29 protein-coding genes are annotated in these 26,946 nt (G+C 66.4%); 14 read left to right on the top strand and 15 right to left on the bottom strand.

Annotation, left to right across the window (positions count from 1 at the left end):
• Positions 1-103: 103 nt before the first annotated feature.
• The 3 genes from ASF58_RS03575 to ASF58_RS03585 all read right to left on the bottom strand — a co-directional run bounded on the left by ASF58_RS03575 (position 104) and on the right by ASF58_RS03585 (position 5,219).
• A complete protein-coding gene (locus ASF58_RS03575) occupies positions 104-2,281 on the bottom strand; it encodes a protein-disulfide reductase DsbD domain-containing protein (RefSeq protein ID WP_055947288.1) in 2,178 nt (725 codons plus the stop codon).
• Between the two features lie 153 nt (positions 2,282-2,434).
• Entirely contained in the window at positions 2,435-4,258 is a 1,824-nt protein-coding gene (locus ASF58_RS03580; protein ID WP_055947290.1) for an aminopeptidase P family protein, read from the bottom strand.
• Positions 4,259-4,280: 22 nt separating this feature from the next.
• A complete protein-coding gene (locus ASF58_RS03585; protein ID WP_055947293.1) occupies positions 4,281-5,219 on the bottom strand; it encodes a 50S ribosomal protein L11 methyltransferase in 939 nt (312 codons plus the stop codon).
• A gap of 131 nt (positions 5,220-5,350) precedes the next feature.
• Between ASF58_RS03585 and ASF58_RS24715 the strand changes: the two genes are divergently transcribed.
• The 5 genes from ASF58_RS24715 to ASF58_RS03605 all read left to right on the top strand — a co-directional run bounded on the left by ASF58_RS24715 (position 5,351) and on the right by ASF58_RS03605 (position 8,855).
• Complete coding sequence (locus tag ASF58_RS24715; RefSeq protein WP_103708317.1) at positions 5,351-5,554, top strand: hypothetical protein; 204 nt, start codon at positions 5,351-5,353, stop codon at positions 5,552-5,554.
• A 112-nt stretch (positions 5,555-5,666) separates the two neighbouring features.
• Positions 5,667-6,470: a molybdate ABC transporter substrate-binding protein gene (modA, locus tag ASF58_RS03590; RefSeq protein ID WP_055947296.1), complete on the top strand. Its 804-nt coding sequence runs from the start codon at positions 5,667-5,669 to the stop codon at positions 6,468-6,470.
• A 22-nt stretch (positions 6,471-6,492) separates the two neighbouring features.
• Positions 6,493-7,194, top strand: coding sequence for a molybdate ABC transporter permease subunit (modB, locus tag ASF58_RS03595; RefSeq protein WP_200930178.1), 702 nt, complete (start codon positions 6,493-6,495; stop codon positions 7,192-7,194).
• 4 nt (positions 7,195-7,198) lie between these two features.
• Complete coding sequence (gene modC / locus ASF58_RS03600) at positions 7,199-8,311, top strand: molybdenum ABC transporter ATP-binding protein (RefSeq protein ID WP_055947299.1); 1,113 nt, start codon at positions 7,199-7,201, stop codon at positions 8,309-8,311.
• Between the two features lie 148 nt (positions 8,312-8,459).
• A complete protein-coding gene (locus ASF58_RS03605; protein ID WP_055947302.1) occupies positions 8,460-8,855 on the top strand; it encodes a hypothetical protein in 396 nt (131 codons plus the stop codon).
• 116 nt (positions 8,856-8,971) lie between these two features.
• On the opposite strand, the gene ASF58_RS03610 is transcribed toward ASF58_RS03605, so the two are convergent.
• Positions 8,972-11,083, bottom strand: coding sequence for a hypothetical protein (locus tag ASF58_RS03610; RefSeq protein WP_055947304.1), 2,112 nt, complete (start codon positions 11,081-11,083; stop codon positions 8,972-8,974).
• Positions 11,084-11,325: 242 nt separating this feature from the next.
• Here ASF58_RS03610 and ASF58_RS03615 point away from each other — a divergent pair, with 242 nt between their 5' ends.
• On the top strand, positions 11,326-11,733 hold the full coding sequence (locus tag ASF58_RS03615; RefSeq protein ID WP_055947307.1) for a flagellar biosynthesis repressor FlbT: 408 nt from the start codon (positions 11,326-11,328) through the stop codon (positions 11,731-11,733).
• A gap of 83 nt (positions 11,734-11,816) precedes the next feature.
• On the opposite strand, the gene flaF is transcribed toward ASF58_RS03615, so the two are convergent.
• Positions 11,817-12,176 carry a flagellar biosynthesis regulator FlaF gene (gene flaF / locus ASF58_RS03620; RefSeq protein WP_055947312.1) on the bottom strand — a complete coding sequence of 120 codons (360 nt, stop codon included), beginning with the start codon at positions 12,174-12,176 and terminating at the stop codon, positions 11,817-11,819.
• 172 nt (positions 12,177-12,348) lie between these two features.
• Between flaF and ASF58_RS03625 the strand changes: the two genes are divergently transcribed.
• Positions 12,349-12,594: a hypothetical protein gene (locus ASF58_RS03625; protein WP_055948763.1), complete on the top strand. Its 246-nt coding sequence runs from the start codon at positions 12,349-12,351 to the stop codon at positions 12,592-12,594.
• A gap of 18 nt (positions 12,595-12,612) precedes the next feature.
• On the opposite strand, the gene ASF58_RS26645 is transcribed toward ASF58_RS03625, so the two are convergent.
• From ASF58_RS26645 to ASF58_RS03655, 7 genes are all read right to left on the bottom strand, one after another.
• The gene (locus ASF58_RS26645) at positions 12,613-12,753 is read right to left on the bottom strand and encodes a hypothetical protein (protein ID WP_181017244.1); all 141 of its coding nucleotides are present in this window, start codon (positions 12,751-12,753) and stop codon (positions 12,613-12,615) included.
• A gap of 89 nt (positions 12,754-12,842) precedes the next feature.
• On the bottom strand, positions 12,843-13,154 hold the full coding sequence (locus ASF58_RS03630) for a hypothetical protein (RefSeq protein ID WP_055947314.1): 312 nt from the start codon (positions 13,152-13,154) through the stop codon (positions 12,843-12,845).
• 158 nt (positions 13,155-13,312) lie between these two features.
• Complete coding sequence (locus ASF58_RS03635) at positions 13,313-13,843, bottom strand: metallophosphoesterase family protein (protein ID WP_055947317.1); 531 nt, start codon at positions 13,841-13,843, stop codon at positions 13,313-13,315.
• Positions 13,844-13,864: 21 nt separating this feature from the next.
• The gene (locus ASF58_RS03640; protein ID WP_055947320.1) at positions 13,865-14,965 is read right to left on the bottom strand and encodes a TonB family protein; all 1,101 of its coding nucleotides are present in this window, start codon (positions 14,963-14,965) and stop codon (positions 13,865-13,867) included.
• Between the two features lie 3 nt (positions 14,966-14,968).
• On the bottom strand, positions 14,969-15,463 hold the full coding sequence (gene tolR / locus ASF58_RS03645) for a protein TolR (RefSeq protein ID WP_055947322.1): 495 nt from the start codon (positions 15,461-15,463) through the stop codon (positions 14,969-14,971).
• Between the two features lie 118 nt (positions 15,464-15,581).
• Positions 15,582-16,271 (bottom strand): MotA/TolQ/ExbB proton channel family protein, encoded by a 690-nt coding sequence (locus ASF58_RS03650; protein ID WP_055947324.1) that lies wholly within the window; start codon positions 16,269-16,271, stop codon positions 15,582-15,584.
• A gap of 60 nt (positions 16,272-16,331) precedes the next feature.
• Positions 16,332-16,733: a Tat pathway signal protein gene (locus tag ASF58_RS03655; protein ID WP_244477199.1), complete on the bottom strand. Its 402-nt coding sequence runs from the start codon at positions 16,731-16,733 to the stop codon at positions 16,332-16,334.
• 581 nt (positions 16,734-17,314) lie between these two features.
• On the opposite strand from ASF58_RS03655, the gene ASF58_RS03660 reads away from it, so the two are divergent.
• Together ASF58_RS03660 and ASF58_RS03665 are read left to right on the top strand one after the other, a co-directional pair.
• On the top strand, positions 17,315-17,752 hold the full coding sequence (locus ASF58_RS03660) for an Hsp20 family protein (protein ID WP_055948766.1): 438 nt from the start codon (positions 17,315-17,317) through the stop codon (positions 17,750-17,752).
• Positions 17,753-17,826: 74 nt separating this feature from the next.
• A complete protein-coding gene (locus ASF58_RS03665) occupies positions 17,827-18,111 on the top strand; it encodes a DUF1150 domain-containing protein (RefSeq protein WP_055947330.1) in 285 nt (94 codons plus the stop codon).
• Here ASF58_RS03665 and ASF58_RS03670 read toward each other — a convergent pair.
• On the bottom strand, positions 18,098-18,889 hold the full coding sequence (locus ASF58_RS03670) for an alpha/beta hydrolase (protein ID WP_055947331.1): 792 nt from the start codon (positions 18,887-18,889) through the stop codon (positions 18,098-18,100). The genes ASF58_RS03665 and ASF58_RS03670 overlap by 14 nt on opposite strands.
• A gap of 183 nt (positions 18,890-19,072) precedes the next feature.
• On the opposite strand from ASF58_RS03670, the gene ASF58_RS03675 reads away from it, so the two are divergent.
• Together ASF58_RS03675 and infC are read left to right on the top strand one after the other, a co-directional pair.
• On the top strand, positions 19,073-20,311 hold the full coding sequence (locus ASF58_RS03675) for a glycosyltransferase family 4 protein (protein WP_055948768.1): 1,239 nt from the start codon (positions 19,073-19,075) through the stop codon (positions 20,309-20,311).
• A 183-nt stretch (positions 20,312-20,494) separates the two neighbouring features.
• Entirely contained in the window at positions 20,495-21,016 is a 522-nt protein-coding gene (gene infC / locus ASF58_RS03680) for a translation initiation factor IF-3 (RefSeq protein ID WP_238280755.1), read from the top strand.
• A 202-nt stretch (positions 21,017-21,218) separates the two neighbouring features.
• Here infC and ASF58_RS03685 read toward each other — a convergent pair whose 3' ends face one another.
• The gene (locus tag ASF58_RS03685; protein ID WP_055947337.1) at positions 21,219-23,549 is read right to left on the bottom strand and encodes a glycogen debranching N-terminal domain-containing protein; all 2,331 of its coding nucleotides are present in this window, start codon (positions 23,547-23,549) and stop codon (positions 21,219-21,221) included.
• A gap of 159 nt (positions 23,550-23,708) precedes the next feature.
• Entirely contained in the window at positions 23,709-24,842 is a 1,134-nt protein-coding gene (locus tag ASF58_RS03690) for a glycosyltransferase family 4 protein (RefSeq protein WP_055947340.1), read from the bottom strand.
• Positions 24,843-25,267: 425 nt separating this feature from the next.
• On the opposite strand from ASF58_RS03690, the gene ASF58_RS03695 reads away from it, so the two are divergent.
• From ASF58_RS03695 to ASF58_RS03705, 3 genes are read left to right on the top strand one after another with little or no spacing between them, the layout of a single operon-like run.
• On the top strand, positions 25,268-25,633 hold the full coding sequence (locus tag ASF58_RS03695) for an NADH-quinone oxidoreductase subunit A (RefSeq protein WP_055948771.1): 366 nt from the start codon (positions 25,268-25,270) through the stop codon (positions 25,631-25,633).
• 60 nt (positions 25,634-25,693) lie between these two features.
• Positions 25,694-26,281, top strand: a complete 588-nt coding sequence (locus tag ASF58_RS03700) for an NADH-quinone oxidoreductase subunit B (protein ID WP_055947343.1) — start codon at positions 25,694-25,696, stop codon at positions 26,279-26,281.
• A gap of 15 nt (positions 26,282-26,296) precedes the next feature.
• Positions 26,297-26,944: an NADH-quinone oxidoreductase subunit C gene (locus ASF58_RS03705; RefSeq protein WP_055947344.1), complete on the top strand. Its 648-nt coding sequence runs from the start codon at positions 26,297-26,299 to the stop codon at positions 26,942-26,944.
• The last annotated feature ends 2 nt before the right edge of the window (positions 26,945-26,946 follow it).

Below are 26,946 nucleotides of genomic sequence, written 5' to 3' on the forward strand. Positions count from 1 at the left end.
GGCGGTTTCTGCGTCAAGCGCCAGGATTAGGCGACGGACTCAACCGTGCCGCCGCAGGCCGCGACCGTCCGGACCGGGACCGGCCCGCCGGCGGCGAAGTCTTTCAGGGCCGCCCGTCCGTCAGGGCGGCACTTCGGTCCGCGGCCGCGAGGGGCACCGCCTGCAGCGCCTCCAGCACCAGGCCGGGCGTGAGGATCTGCGGCAGCACCGCGGGCTCGCCCGGACCGGCATAGAGCAGGTAGAGCGGGACGCCGCTGCGGCCGTGGCGCTCCAGCAGGCGGGTGATCTCGGGGTTCTGGTTGGTCCAGTCGCCCTTGAGATAGGTGATGCCCCGCGCCTTCAGGCCGGCCTGGACCGCCTCGGCGCGCAGGGCCACGCGCTCGTTGACCTGGCAGGTGATGCACCAGGCCGCCGTCATGTTGACGAAGACCGGCTTGCCCTGGGCCAGGAGCCCGTCGAGGCGCGCCTGGGTGAAGGCGCCCGCAGCGGCCTGCGCGGTCTCGGGCCCGGCCCGGTCCCGGTCGAGGCCGACGGTGAGGATCGCGAGGGCGGCGAGCGCCGCCACGGCGGTGCCGCGCGCGATCCAGCTGCCGGCCGGGCCGGCCCCGTGCCCGCGCTCCCAGGCCCAGGCGGCGAGGCCCACCAGGACGAGGCCGACCAGGGCGGCCAGGAGCCCGGCCGAGCCGACCTGCTGCGACAGCACCCAGACCAGCCAGGCGACGGTGGCGTAGATCGGGAAGGCCAGCGCCCCCTTCAGGGTGTCCATCCAGGCCCCGGGGCGGGGCAGCCGCCGCAGGGCCGCGGGCCAGAGCGTCAGGACGAGGAAGGGCAGGGCGAGGCCGAGGCCGAGGCTCGCGAAGACCGCGAGGCTCACGGCGGCCTCCTGCGTCAGCGCGAAGCCCACCGCCGCGCCCATGAAGGGGGCGGTGCAGGGGGTCGCCACCACCGTGGCGAGGACGCCGGTGAAGAACGAGCCTTCCAGGCCGGCCCGCCGGGTCAGGCCGTCCCCGAGGCCCGCGATGCCGGCGCCGAGATGCACGACGCCGGACAGGCTGAGCCCCATGGCGAACAGCAAGTAGGCGAGGCCCGCCACCACCAGGGGCGATTGCAGCTGGAAGCCCCAGCCGATGCCGGCGCCCGCCCCCTTCAGGGCGACCAGCAGGCCCGCCAGCGCCAGGAAGGACGCCAGCACGCCCACCGTATAGGCCAGCCCGTGCAGCCGGACCCGGCCGGCCGGCTCGCCGGAATGCGACACCAGGCTCAGGACCTTGATCGACAGGACCGGGAAGACGCAGGGCATCAGGTTGAGGAGGAGGCCGCCCAGGAAGGCGAGGCCGGCCGCGCTCCAGAGGGTCAGGCTCTCGTCCGGCGCCGGCACCGGGGTGGCAGCGCCCGACGCGTTCGTGGCCGCGGTCGCGGCCGTCGCCTCGGCCGTCGCGCTCGGGGCCTCCCCGATGGCATAGGCGCGGTGCACCGGGCCGTCCGGCGTCGCCTCCTCGAAGGTGAGCACCCCCGGCAGGGTCGTGGGAGCCGCCACGGTGCTGTCGCCGCGGGCCAGGTCGATGTGCAGCCCGTCCGCGTCGCTGCGCGCCTCCTGGGGCGCGGCGTTCTCGATGGCGATCTCCGCATAGGGGAAGTAGGCGACGGAGGACGCCGCCAGCCCGGGGGGCGCGGCGAGGTGCACCTGCAGGCGCCCGTTCTCGGCGCCGTAGCGCACCGGCCAGGGCGCGGGCGCGGGCAGGGCCGCGCGGGCGGCCTCGAACAGCATCATCGAACCGGGCGCGACGCCCGTGCTGGTGCCGCCCGGCGCCACCGGCAGGGTCAGGCGCAGCTCGGCCGAGCCCGGCACGCATTCGCGCTCGCAGACGAGGTAGGTCAGCCTGGCCTGGAGCGTCACCGGCTTGCCGGGCGCCAGCGTGGCCGGCGGGGTGAGCTCGGCGAGGAAGACGGCCTCGTCCTCGTAGCCGAAGTTCATGAGGTGAGCGACCGGGATGCGGCTCGGGCTCGGCCACTGGATCGGCCCCGCCGAGAACCCGGCCGGCAGCGTCCAGGCGACCTCCGGAGCCAGGCCCGAATCGCCGGGATTGCGCCAGTAGACGTGCCAGTGCGGCCGCATCACCATGCGGATGCCCACCGTGAAGGGCACGCCGGGTCGGATCGCGGAGGGCTCCCCGACGAGGCTCGCCTTCACCAGGTCGGCCGGCACCTTGAAGCCCTGCGCGGACGCGGCGGGCAGAGCGAGGCCGAACAGCGCGAGCGCCAGGGCGAGAAGCCGGATCATAGAGTCCTGTTCGGAGAGGGAAGCGTGCAGGTTACGTCCGTTCGCCACGGGCGCAAAATCCCGAAGCCGCGAGAACCCTTGTTCCCGCCTTTTCGCTCCGCCGGAAGGCGTGGGATGGTCGCAAGCGCCGTCCGGCGCCGCGGCCGAGCCGGGTCAGGCCGCCGCCATCGGGCGGGTCGCCGCCTCCAGCCAGGCCCGCGTCGCCGCGTCGAGGTTCGGCCCCAGCGCCTCCCGCACCCGGGCGTGATAGGCGTCGATCCAGGCCGTCTCCTCCGGGCTCAGGAGGTCCGGGCGGATCAGGCGGCGGTCGAAGGGGGCGAGCGTCAGGGTCTCGAAGCCGAGCATCGGGCGCTCCCCGCCGGGCACGTCGCGGGCCTCGACCAGGACGAGGTTCTCCAGGCGGATGCCGTAGGCGCCGGGCTTGTAGTAGCCGGGCTCGTTCGAGAGGATCATGCCCGGCTCGAGGGCGACCGTCCCGGTCTTGGCGATGCGCTGCGGCCCCTCGTGCACCGACAGGAAGGCCCCGACGCCGTGGCCGGTGCCGTGGTCGAAGTCGAGGCCGGCCTCCCAGAGCGGCAGGCGCGCGAAGGCATCGATCTGCGCGCCCGTCGTGCCCTTGGGAAACACCGCCCGGGCGATGCCGATATGACCCCGGAGCACGCGGGTGAAGTGCGCGCGCATCGCCTCGGACGGCGTGCCGATCGCCACCGTGCGGGTGATGTCGGTGGTGCCATCCTGGTATTGCGCCCCGGAATCCACCAGGAACAGCTCCCCGGGTTGGATGCGCCGGTCGGTCTCGTGGCTGACCCGGTAGTGGACGATGGCGCCGTTCGGGCCGCTGCCCGAGATCGTCGGGAACGAGACGTCGCGCAGCAGTCCGCCCGCGGCGCGGAAATCCTCCAGGGCCTCCACCGCGGCGATCTCCGTCAGCGTCTCGCCCTGCGCATCGAGCCAGGCCAGGAACCGGGTCACCGCAAGGCCATCGCGCAGATGGGCCGCGCGGGTGCCGGCGATCTCCGCCGGGTTCTTCACCGCCTTCATGGCCGTGATCGGGTCGGGGCCGAGATCGGCGACGCCGCCGGCCGCCTCGACCCGCTGCTTGAGGGCGTCGGCGGCGGTGGCGGCATCGAGGCGGATGCGCGCGGCGTTCGCCGCCTGCGCCGCGAGGGCGTCCGCGAAGGCGGCGCGCGGGTGGAGGTCGGCCAGGGGCGCGAGGGCGGCGCGCAGTTCCGGGCTCACGCGCGGCGAGGTCAGGTAGAGGGCGGCCCGGCCCGTGCGCGGCACCAGGGCGTAGCCCAGCGCCAGGGGGGTGTGGGCCACGTCGCCGCCGCGCAGGTTGAAGGCCCAGGCGAGGTTGTGCGGATCGGAGATCACCAGGGCGGCATCGTCCGCCTCGGCCAGGGCCGTCCGGATCCGGGCGAGCTTGTCCTCGGCGGACGCGCCGGCCAGTTCCGGCGGATGGGCGACGATGGCGCCCGCCGGCGGCCCCGGCCGGTCGGTCCAGACCGCGTCGACGGGGTTCTGGTCCACCGCCTGCAGGCGCGCGCCGGCCTTAGCCACGGCGCTCTCCAGGCGTGCCACGCTGTCGGGGGTGTGCAGCCAGGGATCGTAGGCCAGCACCTGGCCGGCCTTGATGTGGGCGCCGATCCAGGCCGCGACGCTGGTCTCGGCCAGGGGCACCGGGGTGATGTGGGTGGTGTCGACCTGGGCCGGCGCCTGCAGGGTGTAGCGCCCGTCGACGACGAGGGCCGCTGCCTCGGACAGGATCACGGCGGTGCCGGCCGAGCCGGTGAAGCCCGTGAGCCAGGCCAGGCGCTCGGCCTGGGGCGGCACGTACTCGGACTGGTGCTCGTCGGCGCGGGGCACCACGAAACCGTCGAGCCCGGCGCTTCGCAGGGCCTCGCGCAGGGCCTGGATACGGGCGGCCCCGTGGCGGTGGCTGGGATCGTCGAAGGTCTGGAAGCGGAGGCGCGTCATGGCGCCCAGGGTTACGCCGGGCTCAGAAGGGCCGCAACCGCGTCCGGCGCGGGCGCGCCGCCGCGCCGCCGCGCGTCAGCACCAGCGTCGCCCAGCCCTCGATCAGCCCGTGCCGGGCGAGGTGGAAGCCGCGGTGCCGATAGGTCGAGAGGACGCCCGGCACGTCGCGCTCGATCAGGCCGGAGAGGATCAGCACGCCGTGGTCGGCCACGACCGCCGTCAGGGAAGGCGCCAGCCCCTTCAGGGGACGCGCCAGGATGTTGGCGAAGACCACGTCGAAGCGGCGTGGCCGGTCGGCGAGGGGGTGGCGCACGCCCGGGCCCTGGAAGAGCCGGAGGACCGGCCCGAGGCCGTTGAGGCGGGCATTGCCGATGGCGGTGGTCACCGCCTCCGGGTCGAGGTCGCCGGCGATCACCGGCGTGTGCAGGGCCTTGGCCGCCGCGAAGGCGAGGATGCCGGTGCCGGTGCCGACGTCGAGCACATGGGCCGGGCGCCCGCGCTTGAGGATGTCGGCGAAGGCCCGGAGGCAGCCCAGGGTGGTGCCGTGATGGCCGGTGCCGAAGGCGAGCGCCGCCTCGATCTCGATGGCGAGGTCGTTGACCCGGACCGTGTCGCGGTCGTGGCTGCCATGGACGAGGAAGCGGCCGGCCCGAACGGGCTTCAGGCCCTCCAGGGAGGCGCGCACCCAATCCTTCTGATCGATGGTCTCGAAGCTGGCGACGTCCGCCTGCGCCCCGACCACGGGGCGGATCAGGTCGCGAATCATCGCCTCGTCCGGCGCGTCGGCGAAGTAGGCCTCGAGCCGCCAGGTCCGGCCGTCCTCGGCCTCGAAGGCGGCGACCGCCGTCTGCGTCGGGTCGAACATCTCACCGAGGAGATCGGTCATCGCGCGCGCCGACCCCTCGTCGGTGAGGAGGCGCAGCACGTGGGTCGGACGGTGGGGAGGCAGGCCTTCGAGCATGAGCGGGGCTCTACCACCCGCGACGTCCCGCCGCCACCTCGCGCGCAAGCTTGGCCGGAACGGAACCGCCGGATCCGCGTTTGTTGTGGCTTCTCCAGGCTCGCGTCGATGTCGGAGCGTGCGTTGTGCGTATGAAAATCAGAAGAGCCGGCGGGCGAACGCCGGTCGTTCTCGCCGAAAAGTCCAAGGCCCGCCGTCGCCTCGTGCGCGAGCGCGGGGGGTTCACGGATGCGGAGACCCTGACGGGACCGCTGCCCGGGCCGATGCTGGTCCTCCTGAGCCGCCTGCACCGCTCGGAGCGCTCGCCCGCCGAGGACGAGGAGCGGGGCGCCTGACGCGCCACGCCCGGATCCCTGCCCCGGATTCATGCTATGGCGCCTTGGCTATTGCGGGTTGGCTATGACGGCCTCCCCGGGGTCGTGCCGGCCGAAGACGAAGGGCTGATCGATGATGCAGACGCGGCGGACGTGGCTCGGGGCGGCGCTGGGCCTGGCGATCTGGGCCGGCGCGACGCCCGTCCGGGCCGAAACGCCCGTGGTGGTCTTCGCCGCCGCCAGTCTGAAGAACGCCCTCGACGAGGCCGCCGCCGCCTGGACGCGGGAAACGGGAAAGACCACCCGGATCTCCTACGCGGCCTCCAGCGCGCTGGCCAAGCAGATCGAGGCCGGGGCTCCGGCCGACCTGTTCCTCTCGGCCGATCTCGCCTGGATGGACGACGTGGCCGGCAAGGACGGGCTCAAGCCGGGCACCCGGTCGAACCTCCTGCGCAACGCCCTCGTGCTGATCGCCCCCAAGGATTCACCGGTGGCCCTGGAACTCGATCCGGGCCCCGGCCTCGCCGCCAGCTTCGCCCGGGTGCTGGGCGACGGCCGCCTCGCCATGGGCAACGTCGCGGCGGTGCCGGCCGGCAAGTACGGCAGGGCGGCGCTGGAGAGCCTCGGCGCCTGGGAGGGCGTGAAGGGCCGGGTCGCCCAGGCCGAGAACGTTCGGGCGGCCCTCCTCCTCGTGGCCCGCGGCGAGGCGCCGCTCGGCATCGTCTACGCCACCGACGCGGTCTCCGACCCCAGCGTCCGGGTGGTCGCCACCTTCCCGGCCGCGAGCCACCCGCCGGTGATCTATCCCGTCGCCCTAACGAAGGAGTCGACCAACCCGGATGCGGCCGCGTTCCTCGCCCACCTCCGCAGCCCCGCCGCCCGGGTGTTCTTCGAGCGCCAGGGCTTCTCGGTGATCGGCGCCGAGAACCGGACCTGATCGTCCGGCCTTGAGTCCCGCAATCCTGGACCGGCTCGGCCTGTCGCCGGAGGAATGGTCCGCCATCACCTTGAGCCTGCGCGTGGCCGGCGTCGCCACCCTGGCGAGCCTCGGCCCCGGCCTGGCCGTCGCCTGGCTCCTGGCGCGTCGGCGGTTTCCGGGGCGGGCGCTCCTCGACGGGCTGGTCCATCTGCCGCTGATCCTGCCGCCAGTGGTGACCGGCTACCTCCTGCTCCTGGCCTTCGGACGGCGCGGGACCTTCGGGGCCCTCCTGGCCGATCTCGGCATCGTCCTCTCGTTCCGCTGGACCGGGGCGGCGCTCGCCTGCGCGGTGATGGGCTTTCCCCTGATGGTGCGGGCGATGCGCCTGTCGCTGGAGGCGGTCGATGCCCGCGTCGAGCAGGCCGCCGCCACCCTCGGCGCCGGACCCCCCGCGGTCTTCCTCACCGTGACGCTGCCCCTCGCCCTGCCGGGGGTCCTCGCCGGCGCGGTGCTGGCCTTTGCCAAGGCGATGGGCGAGTTCGGCGCCACCATCACGTTCGTGTCGAACATCCCCGGCGAGACCCAGACCCTGCCCTCGGCGATCTACACGCTGACCCAGGTGCCCGGCGGCGAGGCGGGGGCCCTGCGCCTGACCCTGGTCTCCGTGGCGATTTCGCTGGCGGCCCTGCTGATCTCCGAAGTCCTGGCCCGCCGGGTCGGCCGCCGGATCGGGGCGGGGTGAGCCGATGACGCTCGCGGTCGAACTCGCCCTGGCGCGCGGCGCCTTCCATCTCGACGTGGCCTTCACCGCCCCGCCGGGCCTCACCGCCCTGTTCGGCCGCTCGGGCTCGGGCAAGAGCACGGTGATCGCTTGCCTCGCCGGCCTGGCCCGGCCCGACCGGGGCCGGATCACCCTCGACGGCGAGACCCTGCTCGACACGCCTCGCGGCCGCGCGGTGCCCGCCCATCGCCGCCGCATCGGCACCGTCTTCCAGGAGGCGCGGCTGATGCCCCACCTCTCGGTCCGGCAGAACCTCGCCTATGGGCGCTGGTTCGCCCGCGGACGCCGGGACACCGCCGGCCTGGAGCCGGAGGCGGTCATCGCGCTCCTGGGCATCGGGCACCTCCTCAACCGGCGACCGGCCGGACTCTCCGGCGGCGAGGGACAGCGCGTGGCGATCGGCCGGGCGCTGCTGTCGCGGCCCCGCCTCCTGCTCCTGGACGAGCCGCTCGCCGCCCTCGATGCCGAGCGCAAGTCCGAGATCCTGCCGCTGATCGAGCGCCTGCGTGACGTGTCCGCGATCCCCCTGGTATACGTCAGCCATGCGGTGTCCGAGGTGGCGCGCCTCGCCGACACCATCGTGGTGCTCGAAGGCGGCCGCGTCGCCGCAGCCGGACCCGCCGAGGGCATCCTGCGCCGGGGCGATCTCGGCGCCTTCCACGCGGCCGAGGCCGGCGCCCTCCTCGACATGGTGGTGGAGGCCGACGCCCCCAATTCCGGATTGACGCTCCTCTCGGGGCGGGCCGGGCGCCTCCTCGTCCCGCGCCTTGCGCAGGCCGTCGGCACCGGGCTCCGCGTCCACGTCCCCGCCCGCGACGTCCTGCTCTCCCTCGACGAGCCCATCGGCCTGAGCGCCCGAAATCGCCTGAGCGGGCAAGTACTTGCCCTGCATCCTCAGGTGGACGGCACGGTGCTGGTGGAGGTGGATTGCGGGGGCGCCGTGCTCTCGGCCCGGCTGACCCGCGCCTCCGTGCACGAACTCGGCCTCGGACCCGGCCGCGCCGTCTTTGCCATCGTCAAGAGCGTCGCCTTCGATCCCCACGGGATGGGACGGGCCGCCGGCGCCGTCGAGATCTGAGGACTCGTTAAAATTCGATGCGCCGTCTTGGCATCGGCTTGAGCATGCGACCCAAGAAAGGCCCTGCAGAACCAATTCCTTAAGATCCCATTCACGCCGCCGGTCTTGTCTGGAGGGACAGTTCATAAGCCGCAAGCAGGAGCGTGCCATGTCGATCACAAGCCTCGGCGCCGTGCTGCCGGCCCGCCTCACCGGCGCCACGCCGGCGCCCATTGCCCCGGTCCAGCCCGTGCAGGCGCCGGCTCCCCTCGCGCCAGCGGTGCGGGTCGACATCCGCAGCCAGGACCAGGGTACGGATCCCCAGGCCGGTCGAACCCGGACACCAGCGCCCGGCGAAGACGCGAAGGCGGCGCCGACTGCGATGGAGCCGCGTATCCGCATCGACCAGGACACCAAGGCGGTGGTCTACCAGGAGGTGGATCCGAATTCCGGCGACATCGTCGTGCAACTGCCGGACCCGGTCGTGCTTAAGGCCCGCGCCTATGCCGAGGCCGCCGAGGCCCGCGCCAAGCCCACTGCCCGCCCCCTCGACCGTACCGCCTGAAGCCTCACGCTCATCGAAACGAAGAAAAGGCCGGGGCGCTGAGCCCCGGCCTTCTTTTTCTGCCGTCCGGTAGAACCAAGAAACCGCCGGCCCGAGGGCCGGCGGCGGGCTCGCCCTTAGCGGAGGAGCTGCAGGATGCCCTGCTGCGCCGTGTTGGCGAGCGAGAGGGCCGAGATGCCGATCGACTGACGGGTCGACAGGGCCTGCGAGTTGGTGTCGAGGATGTTGATCAGGTTCTTCGAGAAGTCCTGACGGTTCTGCACGATCGACAGGTTCGATCCGAAGGTCGAGGACTGGGCGCGAAGCTGGCTGGTGGCGGTCGTGATTGCCGTCAGCGTTTTGTTGATCTCGTCATCGGTCTGGAAGCCGCCGGTAACAGCCGTGAGGCCGAGACCGTCGGAGTCGAGCTTGGCGCCCGAGATGCTCAGGCTGGACGTGCCCGTCTCGTTAAAGGTTACCTTCAGAGAGTTCTCGCTCGGGTCATCACCGCTCCGGTAGAGCAGGTTGATGCCGTTGTAGCTGGAGTCCTTGGCCTGCTGAGTGATCTGGTTCAAGATCTCGTTGAACTGCTTGGACAAGGTGGTGCGGGTCGAGTTGGTCGAACCGGAGCTGTCCTTGCCGGTCGAGGTGATCGGAGTTGCGGTGTTGGTCGCCGTGCCGTTCACCGTGGAGGTCTGCGTTCCGAGGCCGATATTGATATTGTTGGCGACCGTCGTGCCCTGAGCTGCCGTTACGGTGATCTTCTGTGTCGATCCGGCATTAGTGGAGCTCAGAACCAGCTTGTTGTTGGCATCGAAGCTCGCAGAGACGTTGCCAGCCAAACCGGTATCAGCAGCGATCTGCGTGTTGATCGCCGCAGCGATGCTGTCTCTGCTAGCGAAAGCAGCTGTACCGCCGGCCGCCACGATCTTGGCTGCATCGACCGTGATCGTCTTCGCCTGGCCGGAACCGAGCTGGATCGAGAACGAACCGTTCTTGGTACCGGAAAGATCGATGCCGCCGGCGGTTGCGGGCGGTCCACCCGTCGCATCGGCAATCGCAACCGATCCGTTGATGACAGCCTTAGCCGAACCGTCCGTGGCATCGGAGCCCGTGGAAGACAGACCGGTGGCGGCTGTGCCGGTGCCGGCCGTGAAGGTACCGGAGCTGGCACCCGTTGTCGTGCCGAAACCAGCCGTGACTTGCGTGCTGCCCGAGGGCGGAGCCGCGACGCTCACGGTCACAACGCCGGTCGGACCCACGTCTTGAGCGCGGAACTCGATGGTGCCGGCGTTGTTGAAGGCCGAGACCGTCGAACCGCCGGCCTTGAGCTGCACATTGTAGGCATCGACGACGTCATCCGCGCTCGGGGCGACACCGACAGCAGTACCGTCCGCCTTGAGAGTGGTCGAATTGACCGCGAGCGAAGTCGTGACGTTGCCGTCACCGACACTGAGGAACGAACCGGCAGTTGCACTGAAAGTCGGCGTGCCGAAGGCCGCGCTAGCCGCGACTTTCGCGTTAGTCGTGGAGCTCGCCTTTCCGAACCCGATGTCGAGAGTGGAGCTCGTCGCACCGCTCACGGAAAGCTGCTGGGTCGCGCCGGAGCTAGTCGTAGCAAAGTTGATACGGCCGTCGCCGCCAACCGAAGCGGAGACCTTGCCCTTCAATGCAGAGCTGTTGGAGATCTGGCTGTTGATCGCTGTTACCAGCTGGCCAGCTGAGACTTTGGTCAGGTCCGAACTGTTGTTGGCAAGGGTCGAAGAATCGAGCCGGATCGTGGTCTTGGTCTTGCCGCCATCGAGCGAGATGTCCAGCGAGCCATCCTTGGCAACGCTGGAGAAATCCTGCGTGCCGTCGGCGGTGCCGGCGAGACCCTGGAAGCTCTTGCTACCGCTCACGGTGGCGGCGGTGGCAGCCAGACCGCTGGTGACAGCGCTCTTGTCAGCCAAGGCTTGGTTGGCGGTGGACTTGGCCGAGTCGACCAGCTTCTGGATCGAGGTGATGCCCTGGTTGGCGGCCTGGATGGTCTGGACGCCGTTGGAAATGCCGTTGAGGAGCGAGCCGAGATCACCCGAGCGGCCGGTCAGCGACTGCGAGGTGAAGAAGCTCGTCGGGTCGTCGAGGGCCGAGTTGACCTTCTTGCCGGTGGAGAGGCGGTTCTGAGTCTGCGTGAGGAGGTCGGCCGTACCCTGCAGCGAGAGCAGGTTCTGACGGGTGGCGGCGGTAAGAGTGATGCCTGAGGACATGGTGTTCGATCCATTCTGATCGGTGCGCCTCCGTTTTTGGAGGCCCGTGCACATGACCACCCATGCATTGCGATCGACTTAACAGGCACGCCGAACGAAAACTTATGGAGATCGGTCGATTGCAGCAGTTCTAGAAAAAGCTCTTGCCAATCAGAGTGTTGCGGATTCGTAGCGGGGCCGTTGTTGAGGTCTTGTTAACCAAGATCGGGGAATGTGCTGGTGAGTCCAGAACGAGTGTCGTCATGCCCCTGAAGATCGAACTCAAGCCGTTCGAGCGCCTGCTGATCGGTGGCACGGCGATCCGCAACGGGTCCCGCCGCTCCAGCTTCGTCATCGAGACCGTGACGAAGTTCCTGCGCGAGAGCGACATCATCCTGGAGAGCGAGGCCGATACCGCCTGCAAGCGCCTCTATGTAACGCTGACGGTGATGTACCTCGCCGAAGTCACCCCGGAGGCGGAAGACCTGTTCATCACCCAGGCCAACGCGCTCATCGCAGCAGCGCCGAGCATGGCGCCCTACCTGCGCGACATCCATGACTTCATCGCGGAGCGTGAGCTCTACCGCGCGCTGAAGCGCTGCAAGGAGTTGATCCAGTACGAGCAATCGCTGGCGGAGCGGCTGGCGCCCCCCGCCGCATCCGAAGGGTGATGCGTCCGGAGGGTGATGAATCAAGAGAGCCCGCCGCTGGGAAGCTGCGGGCTCTCTTGATTTCGGCCCTGCCGTGGCGCGCCTTACATGCGCAGGCCGGCGGCAATGTTCTGATTGATGCTGATGAGGGCGGAGAGCTTCTCGGCGCTCGGCTCGATCAGCGTATCGATCATCCGCTTGAAGACGAAGGTCGAGAGCTCGGCGATGTTATTCTTGATCTCGATCGGCAGCGGGCTCTCGGGCGCGGTGGCGGCCCCGGCGATGATGGTCCAGACCTTCTGATTGAAGTTGAGGGCTTCGTTCAGGGCGGGCGCTTGATTGGTCCAGTCGGTCTGGATCGCCTGGAGGCGGGTCGCAGCCTTGATCAAGACGGCAGCTTCTGCTTCGCGCGGCGACAGCGCAGTTTGTGCAACCCGGGCATAGGCGCTGGCCCCGTACGACATCGCTCGATCCTCCCTCAAGGTGCGCCAGCCCAATTCGGGGCGCGGGCCGACCTTAGACACCCGATTGTTAAGGGACCGTAATATCACTCCGTGCCGTAATCATGCCCGGATATGCGACGACGGAGAGCGCGCGCCCGCGCGGATCACGCGTAGGGTGTTGGATTCCGCCACCATGATGAATTTCATTCTGGGCACTGTCGCGGGCGGACTGTTGGTCGGGCTCGTCACGATTTCCGCCGTGCGCCAGCCCGTCGTGCAGGCCAAGCTCGGACTCTTTCCCGTTTCCAACGCGCTGTTGATGCCAGCCGCGAAGACGCCGGAGGCGCCTCGCTCTGATCCACCATGCCGTCAGGCCGCGTCGGTGGGACAACCGGACATGTTGTTCTCGAAGCGTCGATTCTGGTTCGTCGCTCCTTGAGCGAACAATCCGTGCGGCTCAGAGGCTGCTGATCAGGAACATCACCATCGTGGTCGCCACGGTGGTGCTGACGAACCCGCAAAGGGCGGCCGCGAAGGACGGACCAGTGGAGAAGCTGCGATCCATGGTCTTCAGGTCGAGGGCGGCGGTGGTGTTCATGATAGCTGACCTTAGCGGCGAATCATCGGCCGCGTGTGAGTTGACTGTGAAACGAAGTGTGTCGGGCGGGCGTGCGGGCCCGCACTCGATCAATCGCAACGATTGACGCGCTTGGCTGCTCGAAGCTCCCGCGACTCACTGCGCAGATCGATGGCCACGACGCCGGCGCCGCAATCCTCGAAGGCGTCGCGTGCATCGGCATAACGATCGCCAATTTCATCCAGTGTGTCGCAGGCGCGGTCATGGTTGCCGATGCGAGCCTCCTGGCGGAACTGGTAGCGAAGCGCATTGGCCTCATCGATCTTGCGCTGCGCATCGAGACAGACGGGTGCGGCAAGCGCCGGTGCGGCGAGAGCCAGCATGAGACCAGCGGTGAACGGCAGTCTAAGGGATTGACGCATAGGAACACCTGAGGTGGGGACACCTGGACGTACGGCCGGTGAACAGAATTCATCGAGCGTTTGAACGCGTCCGCAAGATCAGTTCTGGCTTCTCCAATATTGCACCAGAGCAGCGACACTCATCTCGCGTTCAGGCTCCAGAAACGGCAAACCTGTCGCTAAGGTTCCACGCTTACCCACGGCGTCGTTCGCCGGCGCCGGGAAACCAGGATGTCGGCCAGGGAGATCGGGGCAGGGCCCTGCGCATCAACACCGACATCATACTGCCGAGGAATCGGTTTCAACTTGTTGTGCGAGTGACCGTGCAAGTTGATGGCACCGCGGCCAATCCCGTTCCAGGTGCGGAACGCGTAATGACACAGCACCAGGCGCCGAGCATCGACGCTTATCTCCGCATAGTGGGCGATCGAAGCCCATCCGTGCGCTTGCAGCGTTCCGGCCCCGTCATTGTTGCCTATGATGAGGTGCTTGGTGCCCGACAGGCCCCTCAAAATCTCGGCAATGCGTTCGGCGGAGGGACCGAGGGCGAAATCACCGAGGTGCCAGACGTTGTCCTCGGGCCTGACGACGGCATTCCAGGCGGCGATGAGCGCGGCGTCGTGCGTCGCGAGATCAGGGTAGGGGCGCTTGTCGATCCGCAGGATGCGCGGATCGCCGAAATGCGTGTCGCTGGTGAACCACACGGCCACGGCCGTCTCTCCCTGCCGCGATCAGCGCCCAGGGCTGAAGCGCAGCGGCACGGTAACGGCCAGGCTGCTCAGGCTGATCCCGGCGGGTGCTGCCGGGAGTGAGCCACGAACGGTCGCCAAGGCGGCGCTATCGATGGCGCCGATACCGCTGCTGCTGGCGAGCCCCGAACTCAGTACCTGACCTGAGCGGGACACTGTGAACCGGACGACGGCCACGCCGCCGCTGGTCCCGGCGGCCGCATTCGCATTCATCCGCCCCCGAATCGCCGAACTCAGCATACCTTGCCACGCCCTCAGCGCGTTCGGATCATTCCCGCCGGCGGCTGAGCCTGCACTGCTCTGCCGCGACGCGGAAGCCGAGTTCTGCTGGGCGCGTCCATCGCTTGCCGCAGCCGCGGCCCGGCGCGCGGCTTCCTTGGCAGCCTTCGCCTTGGCTTCCTTGGCAGCTTCGCGACGGGCCTCGGCGATGGCCTCGCGGCGCTCCTCCTGCTCCGCTTTCAGTCGTGCTTCGCGATCCGCCTTACGCTTCGCCTCACGCTTGGCTTCGAGAATCTTGGCCATGTCCGGCTTCGGCTTCTCCACCTCCACGGGCTTCGGAACCTCCGCGATCGTGGGTGGGGGTGGTGCAAGGGCAGGCGCGTCCTCCCCCGTGGAGGTGATGACCTGATCCTCGGGCGGCGGCTCGACGACGGCTTCGGTCGGAGGAGTGACCGGTGCCTCTGGCGGCTCGGCCATGGTCGTGGCTTCGGGTGCGACCGGTGTCGCGTCCGGGGGCGGCGGGACGGTGGCTTCGGGCGGTGCCACCTCGGTCGTCTCGAGTGGCTTCGTGACCGGGACCGCCTCGGGCGTTTCCACCGGGTTCGCTTCAGGCGGAGCGGGTGCCTGGGCTGCCTGCTCGGCTGGGGCCTGGGTGTTCGCCTCCGTCATCTGCGGGGCGAGATCGACCGTTACGATATTCTCGCCGGGAGGCGCAGTGGGCGTCGTGCCGAACAGTACCATACCGACGAGCGCTGCGACGTGCAGCGCTAGCGCCACAAGGAACGCTGCGGTGAGCCCAGACGGACCGCGCTGCTCCGGTTCGGCCGTGGTCGCGAAGGCGCTGTTGGGATGCAGGGCGTTCATGAATTACTGCGGCGTTCCGCTGACAGGGGCCGGGGCGGCGGTCGGCGATGTGGGCAGCGCACCGCCCGGCGACTGGGCGATCAACGAGACTTTCGTGAAGCCGGCTTGGCCGACGAGGCCCATCACCTCCATGATCTTGCCGTAGGGCACGTCGCGGTCGCCGCGCACCAGCATCACCTGGGTTGGGTCCTGGGCCGCCAATGCGCGCAGGCGCGGCAGGATCGAATTTGGCGTGAGTTCTTCCTTGGCCAGATAAGGCCTTCCGTCCTTGTCGATGGAAATCTCGAGCGGCTTCTTGGCCTGGGCGACCTTCTGGGCGGTGGTCTTGGGCAACTGCACGGGCACGCCCGTGGTCATGAGGGGAGCGGCGACCATGAAGATGATCAGCAGCACGAGCATGACGTCGACCATTGGGGTGACGTTGATCTCGGACATCGGCGCTGCGTCGAGACCATCGTCGTCATCGCCGCCGCCGGCGCGGATCGAACCCATTGCCATCGTGAAGCGGCCCTCCGGGGCCAGGGCGAAGGGCGATTAGGCCGGTCCGCCGCACAGGTTGCTGTCAAGGATCGGCGCTCGCGCGAAGCAGGAGCGTGTCTCGGTCAAGTGGCCGTGATCACTCGGCAGCGGCACGACCATGCACGGCTCGATCTCGGGCGAGGCGATTGCCGAGAATGCCGATGCTGGAGACGAAGCTGGATTGGATCCGACTGACATCGTTGATGAGCTTGTTGTAGGCCATCACGGCCGGGATCGCGACGATGAGGCCGATGGCCGTGGCGAACAGGGCTTCGGCAATGCCGGGAGCGACGACCGCCAGCGAAGTGTCTTGGCTCTTCGCGATCGACGAGAAGGAATTCATGATTCCCCAGACCGTCCCGAACAGCCCGATAAAGGGCGCCGTCGAGCCGGCGGTGGCCAGGAGCGGCAAGCCGGTTTGCAGGCGCTTGATCCGGCTGGTCAGGGCTGCGCGCATTGCGCGTTCAATGCGGTCGCGCCGCTCTGCCCGGGTCTCGCTGGAATCTTGATCTCGCCAAGCCTCCGCTGCCGCTCCCATGATCTGAGCGTCCATGCCGCCGCCGGATGATTCAAGCGCTCCGCCGGACCGCACCAGTACGTCGAACGCCTTGGCTTGGCGCTTGGCGGCGGCAATCCGGATGATCTTCTCGAAGACGACCGTCCAGCACGCGATCGAGGCGATCACGAGAAGGATCATCACGCCCTTCACGATCGGATCCGCCTGCAGGAACAGTCCGATGAAGGAAAAGTCGTGCGTGACTTCGGCCTGCGCTGCAGTCGGGTCCATGATGGTTTCTCTCAATGCGTGCGGTGTGCGGGCTTCGCTATTGGATCGCGAATGCGCTGATCAGCGCACGAAGGTCGCGGAGGTCTTACTGTCTGTCTCGATGCGGTCGAGACAGATCTCACGACTAGCCTCGCCGCCCTCGCAGGCCAGGACGTCGTTGAGGAGAAGGCGGCCGATCTTCGCGCAGGCGATCCCCGGGAAGTCGAAGAGGCGGACCATCGTCTTGCGGTCCTGCACTGGTCCCAGTTCCACGGACAGGCGCTTCTGGGCGATGCCCTCGGTATCAAAGGCGAACAGGTCGACCTTAAGGGATTTCAGCGCGGGGCCGCGGCTGTTGTCCACGAGAAGATAGGTGCGGCAGGCATCGCCCGCCGGTTCCAGGCGATTGAGTTCCAGCCTGATTGGCGCAGCCTTACCGTCCTGCGCGGTACCTGGTGCTACCAAGCTCGTGAGCACCGCCAGGGACGCGAGGCCGGAAACGACACACTTCGCCACGAAGGTCTTATTCCTCCTCCAGGACCGGTCTTTGCTCACGCCGTAAACTCCCGCTCAAGTATCGTCGCTCGGTGCGACGCGACCGGATACTCATGCGCTTCCCATCTCGACACGATGTCTCGACAGTCCTGCTTGGTCCGGGTTCGATTCAGTGAACGCCCAGAGGCGCGAGCTACAAGCCGCGATCTAGGACACCATCCTACGCGTGGTGGGCATATCCGAGGACCCAACCTCAGATCAAGCGCAGGGCAGAATATCAGAGGAATTCCAAACTGTTACTCGAAACGCAGGTGCGGCTCGGCTTTCAATCGGCCAAGCCTTCCCGCAGCCAGCTACCTAAAACGCCTGGATCGTCAGGGGTTAACAGGCATTCAGCGGGTCATGGGGCAATGTGTCGGGGCGGCCGCGCCCTTGATGCGTTCCGAACGCGCCTCCATATCGCAATGACCGGCGAGCAATCACCGGAAGGGGTGCTGCAAAAGTGGGCCCCGATCACCGAAGTGCCTCGTGAGACGTTGTTTCGGGCTTCGCTGGAAGGATATGCGTTCGTGACGACTCGGCCCTCACCGTTCGGACATCCATTTCTTCTCGGATTTGATGAAATCGAACAGGCCCTCGACCGGGTGTCGAAGGCTGCCAACGATGGGTATCCGCCCTATAACATCGAACGTTTGACCCGGACCGAGCATCAACCGGAGCGCCTTCGCATCACCCTGGCTGTCGCAGGTTTTACCCGCGATCAACTCGATGTGATGTTGGAGGAGAGCCAGCTGGTCGTGCGTGGCCGGCAGGTAGACGACAAGACCCGGCAGTTCCTGCACCGCGGTATCGCTGCGCGTCAGTTCCAGCGTGCATTCCTGCTTGCGGACGGCATGGAAGTGATGGGCGCCGATCTCTCGAACGGTCTGTTGTCGATCGATCTCACGCGGCCGGAGCCGGACAGGATCGTCCGCAAGATCGCCATCGCGTCCCGAGACGAGGACTAAAGTAGGGGCTTCGGCTCACATCGACCGCCGGGTCCTTTCCCGGTGTACCGCTCTGCCAAGAAGGAGGGCAGTGTATGACCGAGTTCAATACCAACCCGCTCACCCAGGCCGATCTCGACCCGGCCGAGTTCAACGTGGCCGATCTCGCCGCGCTCGGCGAAGGACATATCGCCTATGTGCGCGCGATTCGCTCTGACGAGGTGAAGCGCATTTTTCCGCAGGCGCCAGACCTGACGCCGGGCCTCGACCTGTTCGCGCTCCTTTCGGCCAGTGGTGCACCCATCCTGCTCGCCGACTCTCGGGATGCCGTGGTGGCCAATGCAGCCGCCAATGACCTCTACACGGTCAGTCTGCACTGATCGGGAATTCGGCGACCGTCGTCAGAAGCCGTTGCAAATCCTGTGGCCGTGACAGGCGATGGTCGCCGTCGGCGATGAGGGTGAGGAGAGTGCCGGTTTTCGGCAGCCTCTCCACCACGCGCAGGGCGTGCGTATAGGGGACGTCTGAGTCGTCCATGCCTTGCAGGATATGAACCGGGCAGCCTGGATCAAAGTTTGCTCCAAGAAGGCAATGACGTTGACCATCTTGGATGAGCGCGTGAGTGATGGGTACTGGTATCGGATCATAGGCGCTCGGCCGGAACCAGGCGCCGTCCCGTTCGATCTGCGATCGGATCTCCGGCGGGAAGCGATCCCAAAGGAGACTTTGGGTGAAATCCAAGGCCGGGGCGATGAGGACGAGGCCTGATGGGGCTTTGTGATCCTTGAAGGTCCGCGCAAGAGCCACCAGGCACGCAATCCAGCCGCCCATTGAGGAGCCCACCAAGATTGGGTTCTCTGGCGCGTAGGTTTCGACGACTGCCTGTGCGTCCGCAAGCCAAGTCGAAATCGTAGCTTCGGCAAAAACGCCTGTCGATTCGCCGTGGCCTGTGTAGTCGAAGCGAACTAACGGGCGCCCCTGCCGCTCAGCCCAGGCATCAAGCGTCATCGCCTTCGTGGCGCCCATATCCGAGCGGAAGCCTCCAAGCCAGACCAGTGCTGGGCCTTCGCCTGCCCTCCGCCGCACCGCGATCCGCCGTGCTGCCGATCCACTTCCGACTTCGAGGAATTCTGGCGCCTCATCCTGTGCAGACGTCATTCGTTAACCCTCGCCCTGGGATGCATCGAACTGAACGCATCGCCTTCGCATTTCATTTACCGGACCGTAAAGCGCGGCGTTCAAGCTCATGGCCATGATCGACACGCAAGACGGCCTCTGTTTGCCTAGGGAACCCGACTCGAGCCTCTATCTTGGGCCGTGGTCCATTCCCGCTTGCCCGTCATGAACAGCGACGTGCGTGGCAGTTTCCCGAGCGAGCGTGCGCCGCTTGCCGGGGCGACCATCCTGCAGATTATTCCCGAACTCGATGCCGGTGGCGCAGAGCGGACCACTGTCGATGTCGCCGCCGCCTTGGCTGCGGCCGGCGCCCGGGCGCTGGTTGCTACAGAGGGAGGGCGCCTGATCGGCGAACTGCAGGCCAAGGGCGGGATATGGCTCCCGTTTCCGGCGGCTTCAAAGAATCCGCTCGTCATGGCCGTGAACGTGGGACGCCTCGCGCGCCTGTGCCGGCGTGAGGGTGTTCAGATCGTCCACGCACGCTCGCGGGCTCCAGCCTGGGTCGCCCTGGGGGCCGCGCGCCGCGTGAAGCTGCCGTTCGTGACAACGTATCACGGCAGCTATTCGGGTCGCACGGGCGTGAAGGTTCTTTACAACTCCGTGATGGCTCGCGGTGACATCGTCATCGCCAATTCTCACTACACCGCCGATTTGATTCACACCTTGCACCTGGACCAGGCGGGTGACCGAGTCCGGGTGATTCATCGCGGCACCGATCTGACTCAGTTCACTCCCGCGGCCGTGCTCCCATCGCGGGTCGAGGCCCTTCGTCGTGCCTGGGGCGTTGCTCCGCATGAGCGTGTGGTGCTGCTGGCCGCACGCCTCACGGGCTGGAAGGGACAGCGTGTTCTGATCGAGGCGGCTTCTTTGATGCGCGATCGTGGGGTCACGGACATCGCAATCGTGCTCGCTGGTGATCCGCAGGGGCGCATTGCCTATGAGCGCGAACTTGACGCTCTGATCGCGGCGCGCGGTCTGCAGGCGATCGTGCATCGAGTCGGACACTGCGCCGATATGCCAGCGGCTTTCCGGGCTGCCTCCGTCGTGGCGGTACCCTCCGTGGAACCCGAGGCTTTCGGCCGGTCCGCCGTGGAGGCGCAAGCCCTAGGGACTCCGGTGGTCGTGTCGGATCTCGGCGCCGTACCGGAAACGGTCTTGGCGCCGCCCGAGGTTCCGCCGTCCCAACGAACTGGTTGGCGGGTACCGCCTGGTGACGCTGTAGCCCTGGCCGATGCCCTCACGGAAGCTCTTTCGCTTGGCGCGAGCGCCCGGGATGCAATGACTCGTCGTGGCCGGGCGCACGTAGAGGCTCATTTCTCACTGGAAGGTATGGTTGGCGACACGCTCGCGGTCTACGCAGACCTCATAGCCCGGCAACTCGCTAGCGGCGAAGGGGTGACCTAGTTTCCGCCGATGAACCAAACTGCGGCGACCGTGTTGACTTGCACGAGAGTTCAGCCAAGGTATCGCACCGAATTTCGCGAGCGATGGGTGGCCAGGATCGACCCCAAACGGGGATTGAATTCGTGGGCTGCCGTTCCGTCGTTTCACTAGGAGATTAAAGCCATTCGTAGACCTATGAGAGCTATGCCGGCCCCGCAGAAGGACGGGCCGCGCGCCAACCGGGACATCCGTGGCGTCCGCGAAGTGCAGCTCATCGACGACACCGGACAGAACCGTGGCGTCGTCGCCTTCTTCGACGCCATCGCCATGGCCGAGGAAGCAGGTCTCGACCTTGTCGAGATCGCGCCGAACTCCGTTCCTCCCGTCTGTAAACTTCTTGATTATGGCCGCTTCCGCTTCAACGAGCAGAAGAAGCAGAATGAAGCGCGCAAGAAGCAGAAGACGGTGGAGGTCAAGGAGATCAAGCTCCGCCCCGGCATCGATAAGCACGACTACGACACCAAGATGAAGGCTGTGATCCGGTTCTTCGAGGAAGGCGATAAGGTCAAGGTGACCCTGCGCTTTCGTGGTCGTGAGATGGCGCACCAGGATATTGGCCTGCGTCTGCTCGAGCGCGTGAAGAACGAAACTCAAGAGATTGCCAAGGTCGAGAGCGAGCCGATGCTTGAAGGTCGGCAGATGATTATGATCTTGGCGCCGCGCTGATTCGCTTTCTCGATCGCGCTCGGTTTTGAAAAATACCGCCTCCTTAAGAGGCGGTATTTTTCGTGGCGGAGACAGCGTTTGGCAGGGATGCTTAGTAGACGAGGATCCAAGGAACGCCTCTCGGAAGAGAGGTGGACGAATGTCTTGAAGGAACACAAACTGTGGGGGACGCCCGTAACGGAGCGTCACCCCGTTCTTGGTCCTACTTCAGCAGGGAGATCTGCGCGTCGCCCGTTCGTCTCAGGACATTAACCGTGACGTCCTCCCCGTAGCGCTGGAGTCGAAGGTCTACCCTTGAGGTGCCAATCTTCAGATTGAAGATTGAGACACCATCGAGGAAGGGCGGCAGTGTCGGATTGCGGAACCGAACGCGATTGCGATCGTGGTCGATCTCAAGCCCGAGGCAGGCTGCCAAGAAGGCGAAGGGCGCCGCTGCGGCCCAGGCTTGCGGTGAGCAGGCCACGGGATACGAGACGGGACCGCGCTGATGACGCCGCATGAAACCGCAGAACAGCTCGGGCAAGCGCTTCTGATCCTGGTAGAGGGCTGTGTCGAACATACCCTCGAAGATCCGCGAGGCTTCCGGCTTCAAGTCATAACGCGCTAGTCCGAGGGCGATAAGGGCATTGTCGTGAGGCCAGATCGAACCGTTGTGGTACGACATCGGATTGTAGCGCGCTTCGCCGCGCGCGATCGTGCGCACGCCCCAACCGTTGAAACCGTCCTTTGACAGGAGGTTTGCGGCGACGCTCGCTGCTCGCTCCGGCCGTGCGATGCCGGTGAAGAGCGCGTGGCCGGCGTTGGACGAGCGCACGGCGCATTGTCGCTTTTCGCCGTCCAGGGCAAGGGCGTAGGTCCCGATCGCCTCGCACCAGAATGCCTTGTCAAAATTCTCCCGTAGGACGTGTGCCTCCTCGCCGAGACGCTGTGCGAGGTCATCGTGGCCCAGCAGCGAGGCGAGTTTGGCAGCCCCGTTTTTGGCAGCATAAACGTACCCCTGGACCTCGCAGAGGGCGATCGGCCCCTTCGCAAGATTGCCATCGGTGTGGAAGATGGAGTCGTGGCTGTCCTTCCAGCCCTGGTTCTCGAGGCCTTTGTCGGTGTCGCGGGCATATTCCACGAACCCATCACCGTCCCGGTCCCCATACTCGTCCATCCAGGTCAGGGCGAGCTCAAGGGCGGGCCAGATCGCCGAGATGGTCTCTAGGTCGCCTGTGACGGCGTAGTACTCCCAGGCCAGCATCACGAAGAGTGGCGTGCCGTCGATGGTGCCGTAGTAGTGGCGGAACGGTACCTCGCCGAGCATGGCCATCTCACCACGCCGGGTCTCGTGCAGGACTTTGCCGGGCTGCGCATCGGCGGCCGGGTCGACAGCCTTGGCTTGAGTGGAGGCGAGGTAGCGCAGGACGCCCTTGCCGAAGTTCGGATCGATCCAGAGCGCCATCATCGCGGTGATGATACCGTCGCGCCCGAAGACCGTGGAGTACCAGGGGATACCGGCGAAGGGATAGATTCCCTCCGGTGTCCGGCTCGCCAGCATGTAGAGGTCGGCAGTGGCGCGGCAGGCCGCTTCGTTGAATTGATCGTTCGATGAGATAATCGTGGTGATGCCGGCTGTAAGCTGGCGCAGATCGCGCCGGGAGTCACGATAAGCTCGGGCGAAGATGACACCCTCGGCCAGCCCCTTCGGGTGGCGCGGAGCGGCGGAGCTGCCTGCGGCGCGCGACAAGCCGGCTGCCGCATCCTCACCGACCCGCTCGGCTGCGGGAGCGCTCGTGAAGGCGCGGTGCGATTCAAAGACCGCTCTCAGAAACAGCGAGGCGCGTCCGCCCGGAGGCAGGGAGACAATGAACTCGGCTCGACCCGGCTCGATATGCTCCGGCTTCGGCCCGAAATGCAGGCTCGTAGTGCGCACGACCTCATCGAGGCCGGCATAGCGGAATTGAACCTCGGCTTCGCTCGCCACCTGGACGCTGCGCTTGCCGCGCACCGGGCGGTCCATACCACGCACCTCGAAGAGATCGCGGAAATCTGCGTCGAAGGTGACGGCGACCTTCAGGTGCCAATGCCGGGAATCGTAGTTGCGCAGGCCGATCCGGTCGTAGCAGGCGCCCTTGAACAGGAACTTGGTGCGCTCAATCGCGATCAACTCGCGGGGAATCGTGGTTTCGTCGTGGGCGTCGATGCGGATATCGGGCGTCGTCATGTCGACGCTGAGGGCACCGTTGTCGTCCTGCATCACGGAGGACAGCAGCAGGGGACGCTGATCCTCAATGGTGACATGCAGACGCGAGAGGTAGCGCGTATCCTGAAAGTAGAGTCCCTCGGGACCGGGCAGGACGCCGATGTCACCGTAGCTGTCGAGGACCGCGAAAGCCTCGCCGTACTTCAAAGAGCGCAGCGGACGCTCGACCAGGGAAGTCTGGGCCTCGATATGGTATTGCGGCAGGACCTCGTCGGCATCCTGGAAGCCCCGGGGAATCCGTGTCTCAGTTGCGGGCTCGGAGGTCGCCTTCAGTGTATCCGCTGCCATGCCTGAGCGTCTCCGAATTAGGGTCGAATCAAAAGGGCCGCCGGTCGCATGATGCGGCGCGGCGGCCCTCAGTGGCAGAGGTAGTGCGGCAATCTTGCGGCGCCAGCCTATCCGGCGACGGGCAAATTCGATGCCGGGCCTAGCCCCGCTCGGGCATGATTAAGCGGGCATAGCAGCAACAGAGATCTGGGGCAGACCGGAGCCGTTCATTTCGCCATAATGCGACGAGAAGGCGCCGGCATGCGGCAGCTTGATCACTGGGTTCGCGCCGGCGAGCAGCCGTTCGTAGGCCGACACGTACTTGCGCACCATGCACTCAGCGGTGAAGTTGCCTTCGAAGTGCTTGCGCACACCGGTACGACTCATTGATTTCACCGTGTGGACCGCTGCCACCGCGTCATCCATCGAGTCGCACAGAACGCCCGAGATGCCGTCGGCAATCACCTCTGGTACGGAACCATTGCGGAAAGCGATCACTGGTGTGCCGGCCGACATTGCCTCGATCATTACGAGGCCGAAGGGCTCTGGCCAATCGATCGGGAAAGCGAGAGCGAGAGCGTTTCCCAGGAAATCCTTCTTCTGTTCCTCGTTGATTTCCCCGATGAACTCGACGAGGGGATGGTGGATCATGGGCTCGATGACTTCATCCCAGTAGTCCTGGTCAGCCTTGTCGACCTTCGCGGCAATCTTCAGCGGAACGCCGGAGCGGATCGCCATCTCGATCGCTCGGTCAGGGCGCTTCTCCGGAGAGATACGGCCGAGGAAAGCGAGGTAGCCACCCTTCGACTCTGGATAAAACGGGCAGTTCTGAGCCGGCAGTCCGTGATGGATGGTCGAGAGCCAGTTGACGTTCTCGGGCATGGGATCGCGCTGATTGTCCGAGATCGACACCAGGGGCATGCCCGTAAACGTACGGTAGACTGGCATGAAGTCCGGCACGTCGAGGCGCCCGTGCATCGTTGTGAGGCACTTGTGATTGAGATCCTCGAACATCGGGTACTGCAGCAGGTCGATATGAAAGTGCAGAATGTCGAACTCGTGCGCTCGCTTGTGCACGTGATGCAACATCGCGAGGTGGCTCGCGGTATGATCACGATAACCGAGAAGACGGAGACCTTCCGGCGTGCAGGCTGCCAGCTTGGCTGAAGTCTCCGAATCGCCGCTGGCGAACAGGGTCACATCGTGGCCCTGACGGACCAACTCCTCGGTGATCCACGACACCACGCGCTCGGTACCACCATAGAACTTCGGGGGTACGGCCTCCGACAGCGGAGCAATCTGAGCAATACGCACGAAGCGTCTCCTATGAGGTCGAATGTTGCGCAGACCTAACGCGATCCGGCCTGAGTGGGACATGAACGAAACGGACGGCCAAGGTTATGGTTCCCGCTGTGTGACCATCGCCAGCGCTGTCTGACAGAAGGTCGAGGATGTCCCCGATATCCCCGTGCTGCCGGCCATCCGGCATGCCGCACAAGCCGATGACAGGGCCTGCAAGAACGCGGCCGTAAACCTCCCTGCGCGCATCCGTCGTGTTGTGAGGAACGGGAGAAGAACTACCTCAGGCTCACGGCCGATTTTGTGCGACGCACGATGCCCTTGTTTCACTCCGGGGGGTCGTCTAAGCCTCGCGCCTGCGCAGTCTGGCATTGGAGCAGTTCCACGTGGCCGACGGCGCCGAAGGCGTCGCAACCGTCTGCGAACACGAGAGGTCCCGCATGTCCGGCCTGATGGCAGACTATCTGCCCCTCATCGTTTTTATCGGCGTCTCGGTGTTCATTGCCGCGGCCTTGCTGGTTGCGCCTTTCTTGGTCGCTTACAACAGCCCCGACCCCGAAAAGCTGTCGGCCTACGAGTGCGGCTTCAATGCCTTTGACGATGCACGCATGAAGTTCGATGTGCGCTTCTACCTCGTCGCAATCCTGTTCATCATCTTCGATCTTGAAGTCGCGTTCCTGTTCCCGTGGGCAATCTCTTTCGGCGAACTCGGATGGTTCGGCATGTGGTCGATGATGGCTTTCCTTGGCGTTCTGACCGTCGGCTTCGTCTATGAGTGGCGTAAGGGCGCCCTTGAATGGGACTAGTCCTCCCGAATCGCGTCGCCCCAGATGTCCTTCCGTCCGAAGCCTGATCCCGAGAAACCGATGGCCTTCAGCTCCGACCTCTCCCGCGCCCCGGCGATCGCACCCGACCCAAAAGGGATCATCGATCCCAACACGGGCCTTCCGATTGGGGCCAATGATCCGACTTTCCTGTCGATCAATGACGAGCTTGCGGATCGGGGCTTCCTCGTCACGTCGACGGATGACCTCATCAACTGGGCCCGCACCGGATCACTGATGTGGATGACCTTCGGCCTCGCGTGCTGCGCCGTCGAGATGATGCAGATGTCGATGCCGCGGTATGATTGCGAGCGCTTTGGATTCGCGCCGCGTGGCAGCCCGCGGCAGTCCGATGTGATGATCGTCGCCGGCACGCTGACCAACAAGATGGCCCCGGCGTTGCGCAAGGTCTACGACCAGATGCCGGAGCCTCGCTACGTCATTTCGATGGGGTCCTGCGCCAACGGTGGCGGGTACTATCACTACTCCTACTCGGTGGTCCGCGGCTGCGACCGGGTGGTGCCGGTGGACATTTACGTTCCGGGCTGCCCGCCCACCGCCGAGGCGCTGCTGTACGGCGTACTCCTGCTCCAGAAGAAGATCCGCCGCACCGGTACGATCGAGCGCTGAAAAAGGACGCCCGGCATGACCAATGGCATCAGCATCCTCGCCCACACCGCGCCGGAATCCGGCGTCGACGCCTTGCGGCAGATCAGCGACCATGTCGCCGGAGCGCTCGGGCCCGCGGTCGTCTCTCGCACCATCGCGTTCGGCGAGCTGACCCTCGTGGTGCAGGCCAGCGACATTGTCTACGTGCTGACCTATCTGCGCGATGACCCGACCTGCGCTTTTCGCTGCTTCATCGACATCTGCGGGGCCGATTACCCCTCCCGTGAGAAGCGCTTTGATGTGGTCTACCACCTGCTGTCGCTGCGCCATAACTCCCGTATCCGCGTGAAGGTGCAGACCGACGATCAGACACCGGTGCCCTCCGTAATCGAGGTCTTTCCAGCTGCGAACTGGTTCGAGCGCGAGACCTACGACCTCTACGGGATCCTGTTTTCAGGCCATCCGGACCTGCGACGGCTCCTCACCGATTATGGCTTCGAGGGACACCCCCTGCGGAAGGACTTTCCGCTCACCGGCTTCGTTGAGGTTCGCTACGATCAGGACGAGGCCCGCGTGGTCTACGAGCCGGTGAAGCTCACCCAGGAATTCCGCAACTTCGACTTCCTCTCGCCGTGGGAGGGCACCGAATACGTGCTTCCGGGCGATGAGAAGACGTCGGCTTGAGC

The organism is Methylobacterium sp. Leaf125, from assembly GCF_001423085.1.
Lineage (GTDB): Bacteria > Pseudomonadota > Alphaproteobacteria > Rhizobiales > Beijerinckiaceae > Methylobacterium.

Coding starts and splice junctions, on each gene's coding strand:
- ASF58_RS03575 (WP_055947288.1), bottom strand. CDS start 2,281: ATGATCCGGCTTCTCGCCCTGGCGCTCGCGCTGTTCGGCCTCGCTCTG.
- ASF58_RS03580 (WP_055947290.1), bottom strand. CDS start 4,258: ATGACGCGCCTCCGCTTCCAGACCTTCGACGATCCCAGCCACCGCCAC.
- ASF58_RS03585 (WP_055947293.1), bottom strand. CDS start 5,219: ATGCTCGAAGGCCTGCCTCCCCACCGTCCGACCCACGTGCTGCGCCTC.
- ASF58_RS24715 (WP_103708317.1), top strand. CDS start 5,351: ATGAAAATCAGAAGAGCCGGCGGGCGAACGCCGGTCGTTCTCGCCGAA.
- modA (WP_055947296.1), top strand. CDS start 5,667: ATGATGCAGACGCGGCGGACGTGGCTCGGGGCGGCGCTGGGCCTGGCG.
- modC (WP_055947299.1), top strand. CDS start 7,199: ATGACGCTCGCGGTCGAACTCGCCCTGGCGCGCGGCGCCTTCCATCTC.
- ASF58_RS03605 (WP_055947302.1), top strand. CDS start 8,460: ATGTCGATCACAAGCCTCGGCGCCGTGCTGCCGGCCCGCCTCACCGGC.
- ASF58_RS03610 (WP_055947304.1), bottom strand. CDS start 11,083: ATGTCCTCAGGCATCACTCTTACCGCCGCCACCCGTCAGAACCTGCTC.
- ASF58_RS03615 (WP_055947307.1), top strand. CDS start 11,326: ATGCCCCTGAAGATCGAACTCAAGCCGTTCGAGCGCCTGCTGATCGGT.
- flaF (WP_055947312.1), bottom strand. CDS start 12,176: ATGTCGTACGGGGCCAGCGCCTATGCCCGGGTTGCACAAACTGCGCTG.
- ASF58_RS03625 (WP_055948763.1), top strand. CDS start 12,349: ATGATGAATTTCATTCTGGGCACTGTCGCGGGCGGACTGTTGGTCGGG.
- ASF58_RS26645 (WP_181017244.1), bottom strand. CDS start 12,753: ATGAACACCACCGCCGCCCTCGACCTGAAGACCATGGATCGCAGCTTC.
- ASF58_RS03630 (WP_055947314.1), bottom strand. CDS start 13,154: ATGCGTCAATCCCTTAGACTGCCGTTCACCGCTGGTCTCATGCTGGCT.
- ASF58_RS03640 (WP_055947320.1), bottom strand. CDS start 14,965: ATGAACGCCCTGCATCCCAACAGCGCCTTCGCGACCACGGCCGAACCG.
- tolR (WP_055947322.1), bottom strand. CDS start 15,463: ATGGCAATGGGTTCGATCCGCGCCGGCGGCGGCGATGACGACGATGGT.
- ASF58_RS03650 (WP_055947324.1), bottom strand. CDS start 16,271: ATGGACCCGACTGCAGCGCAGGCCGAAGTCACGCACGACTTTTCCTTC.
- ASF58_RS03665 (WP_055947330.1), top strand. CDS start 17,827: ATGACCGAGTTCAATACCAACCCGCTCACCCAGGCCGATCTCGACCCG.
- ASF58_RS03670 (WP_055947331.1), bottom strand. CDS start 18,889: ATGACGTCTGCACAGGATGAGGCGCCAGAATTCCTCGAAGTCGGAAGT.
- ASF58_RS03675 (WP_055948768.1), top strand. CDS start 19,073: ATGAACAGCGACGTGCGTGGCAGTTTCCCGAGCGAGCGTGCGCCGCTT.
- infC (WP_238280755.1), top strand. CDS start 20,495: ATGCCGGCCCCGCAGAAGGACGGGCCGCGCGCCAACCGGGACATCCGT.
- ASF58_RS03685 (WP_055947337.1), bottom strand. CDS start 23,549: ATGGCAGCGGATACACTGAAGGCGACCTCCGAGCCCGCAACTGAGACA.
- ASF58_RS03695 (WP_055948771.1), top strand. CDS start 25,268: ATGTCCGGCCTGATGGCAGACTATCTGCCCCTCATCGTTTTTATCGGC.
- ASF58_RS03700 (WP_055947343.1), top strand. CDS start 25,694: ATGGCCTTCAGCTCCGACCTCTCCCGCGCCCCGGCGATCGCACCCGAC.
- ASF58_RS03705 (WP_055947344.1), top strand. CDS start 26,297: ATGACCAATGGCATCAGCATCCTCGCCCACACCGCGCCGGAATCCGGC.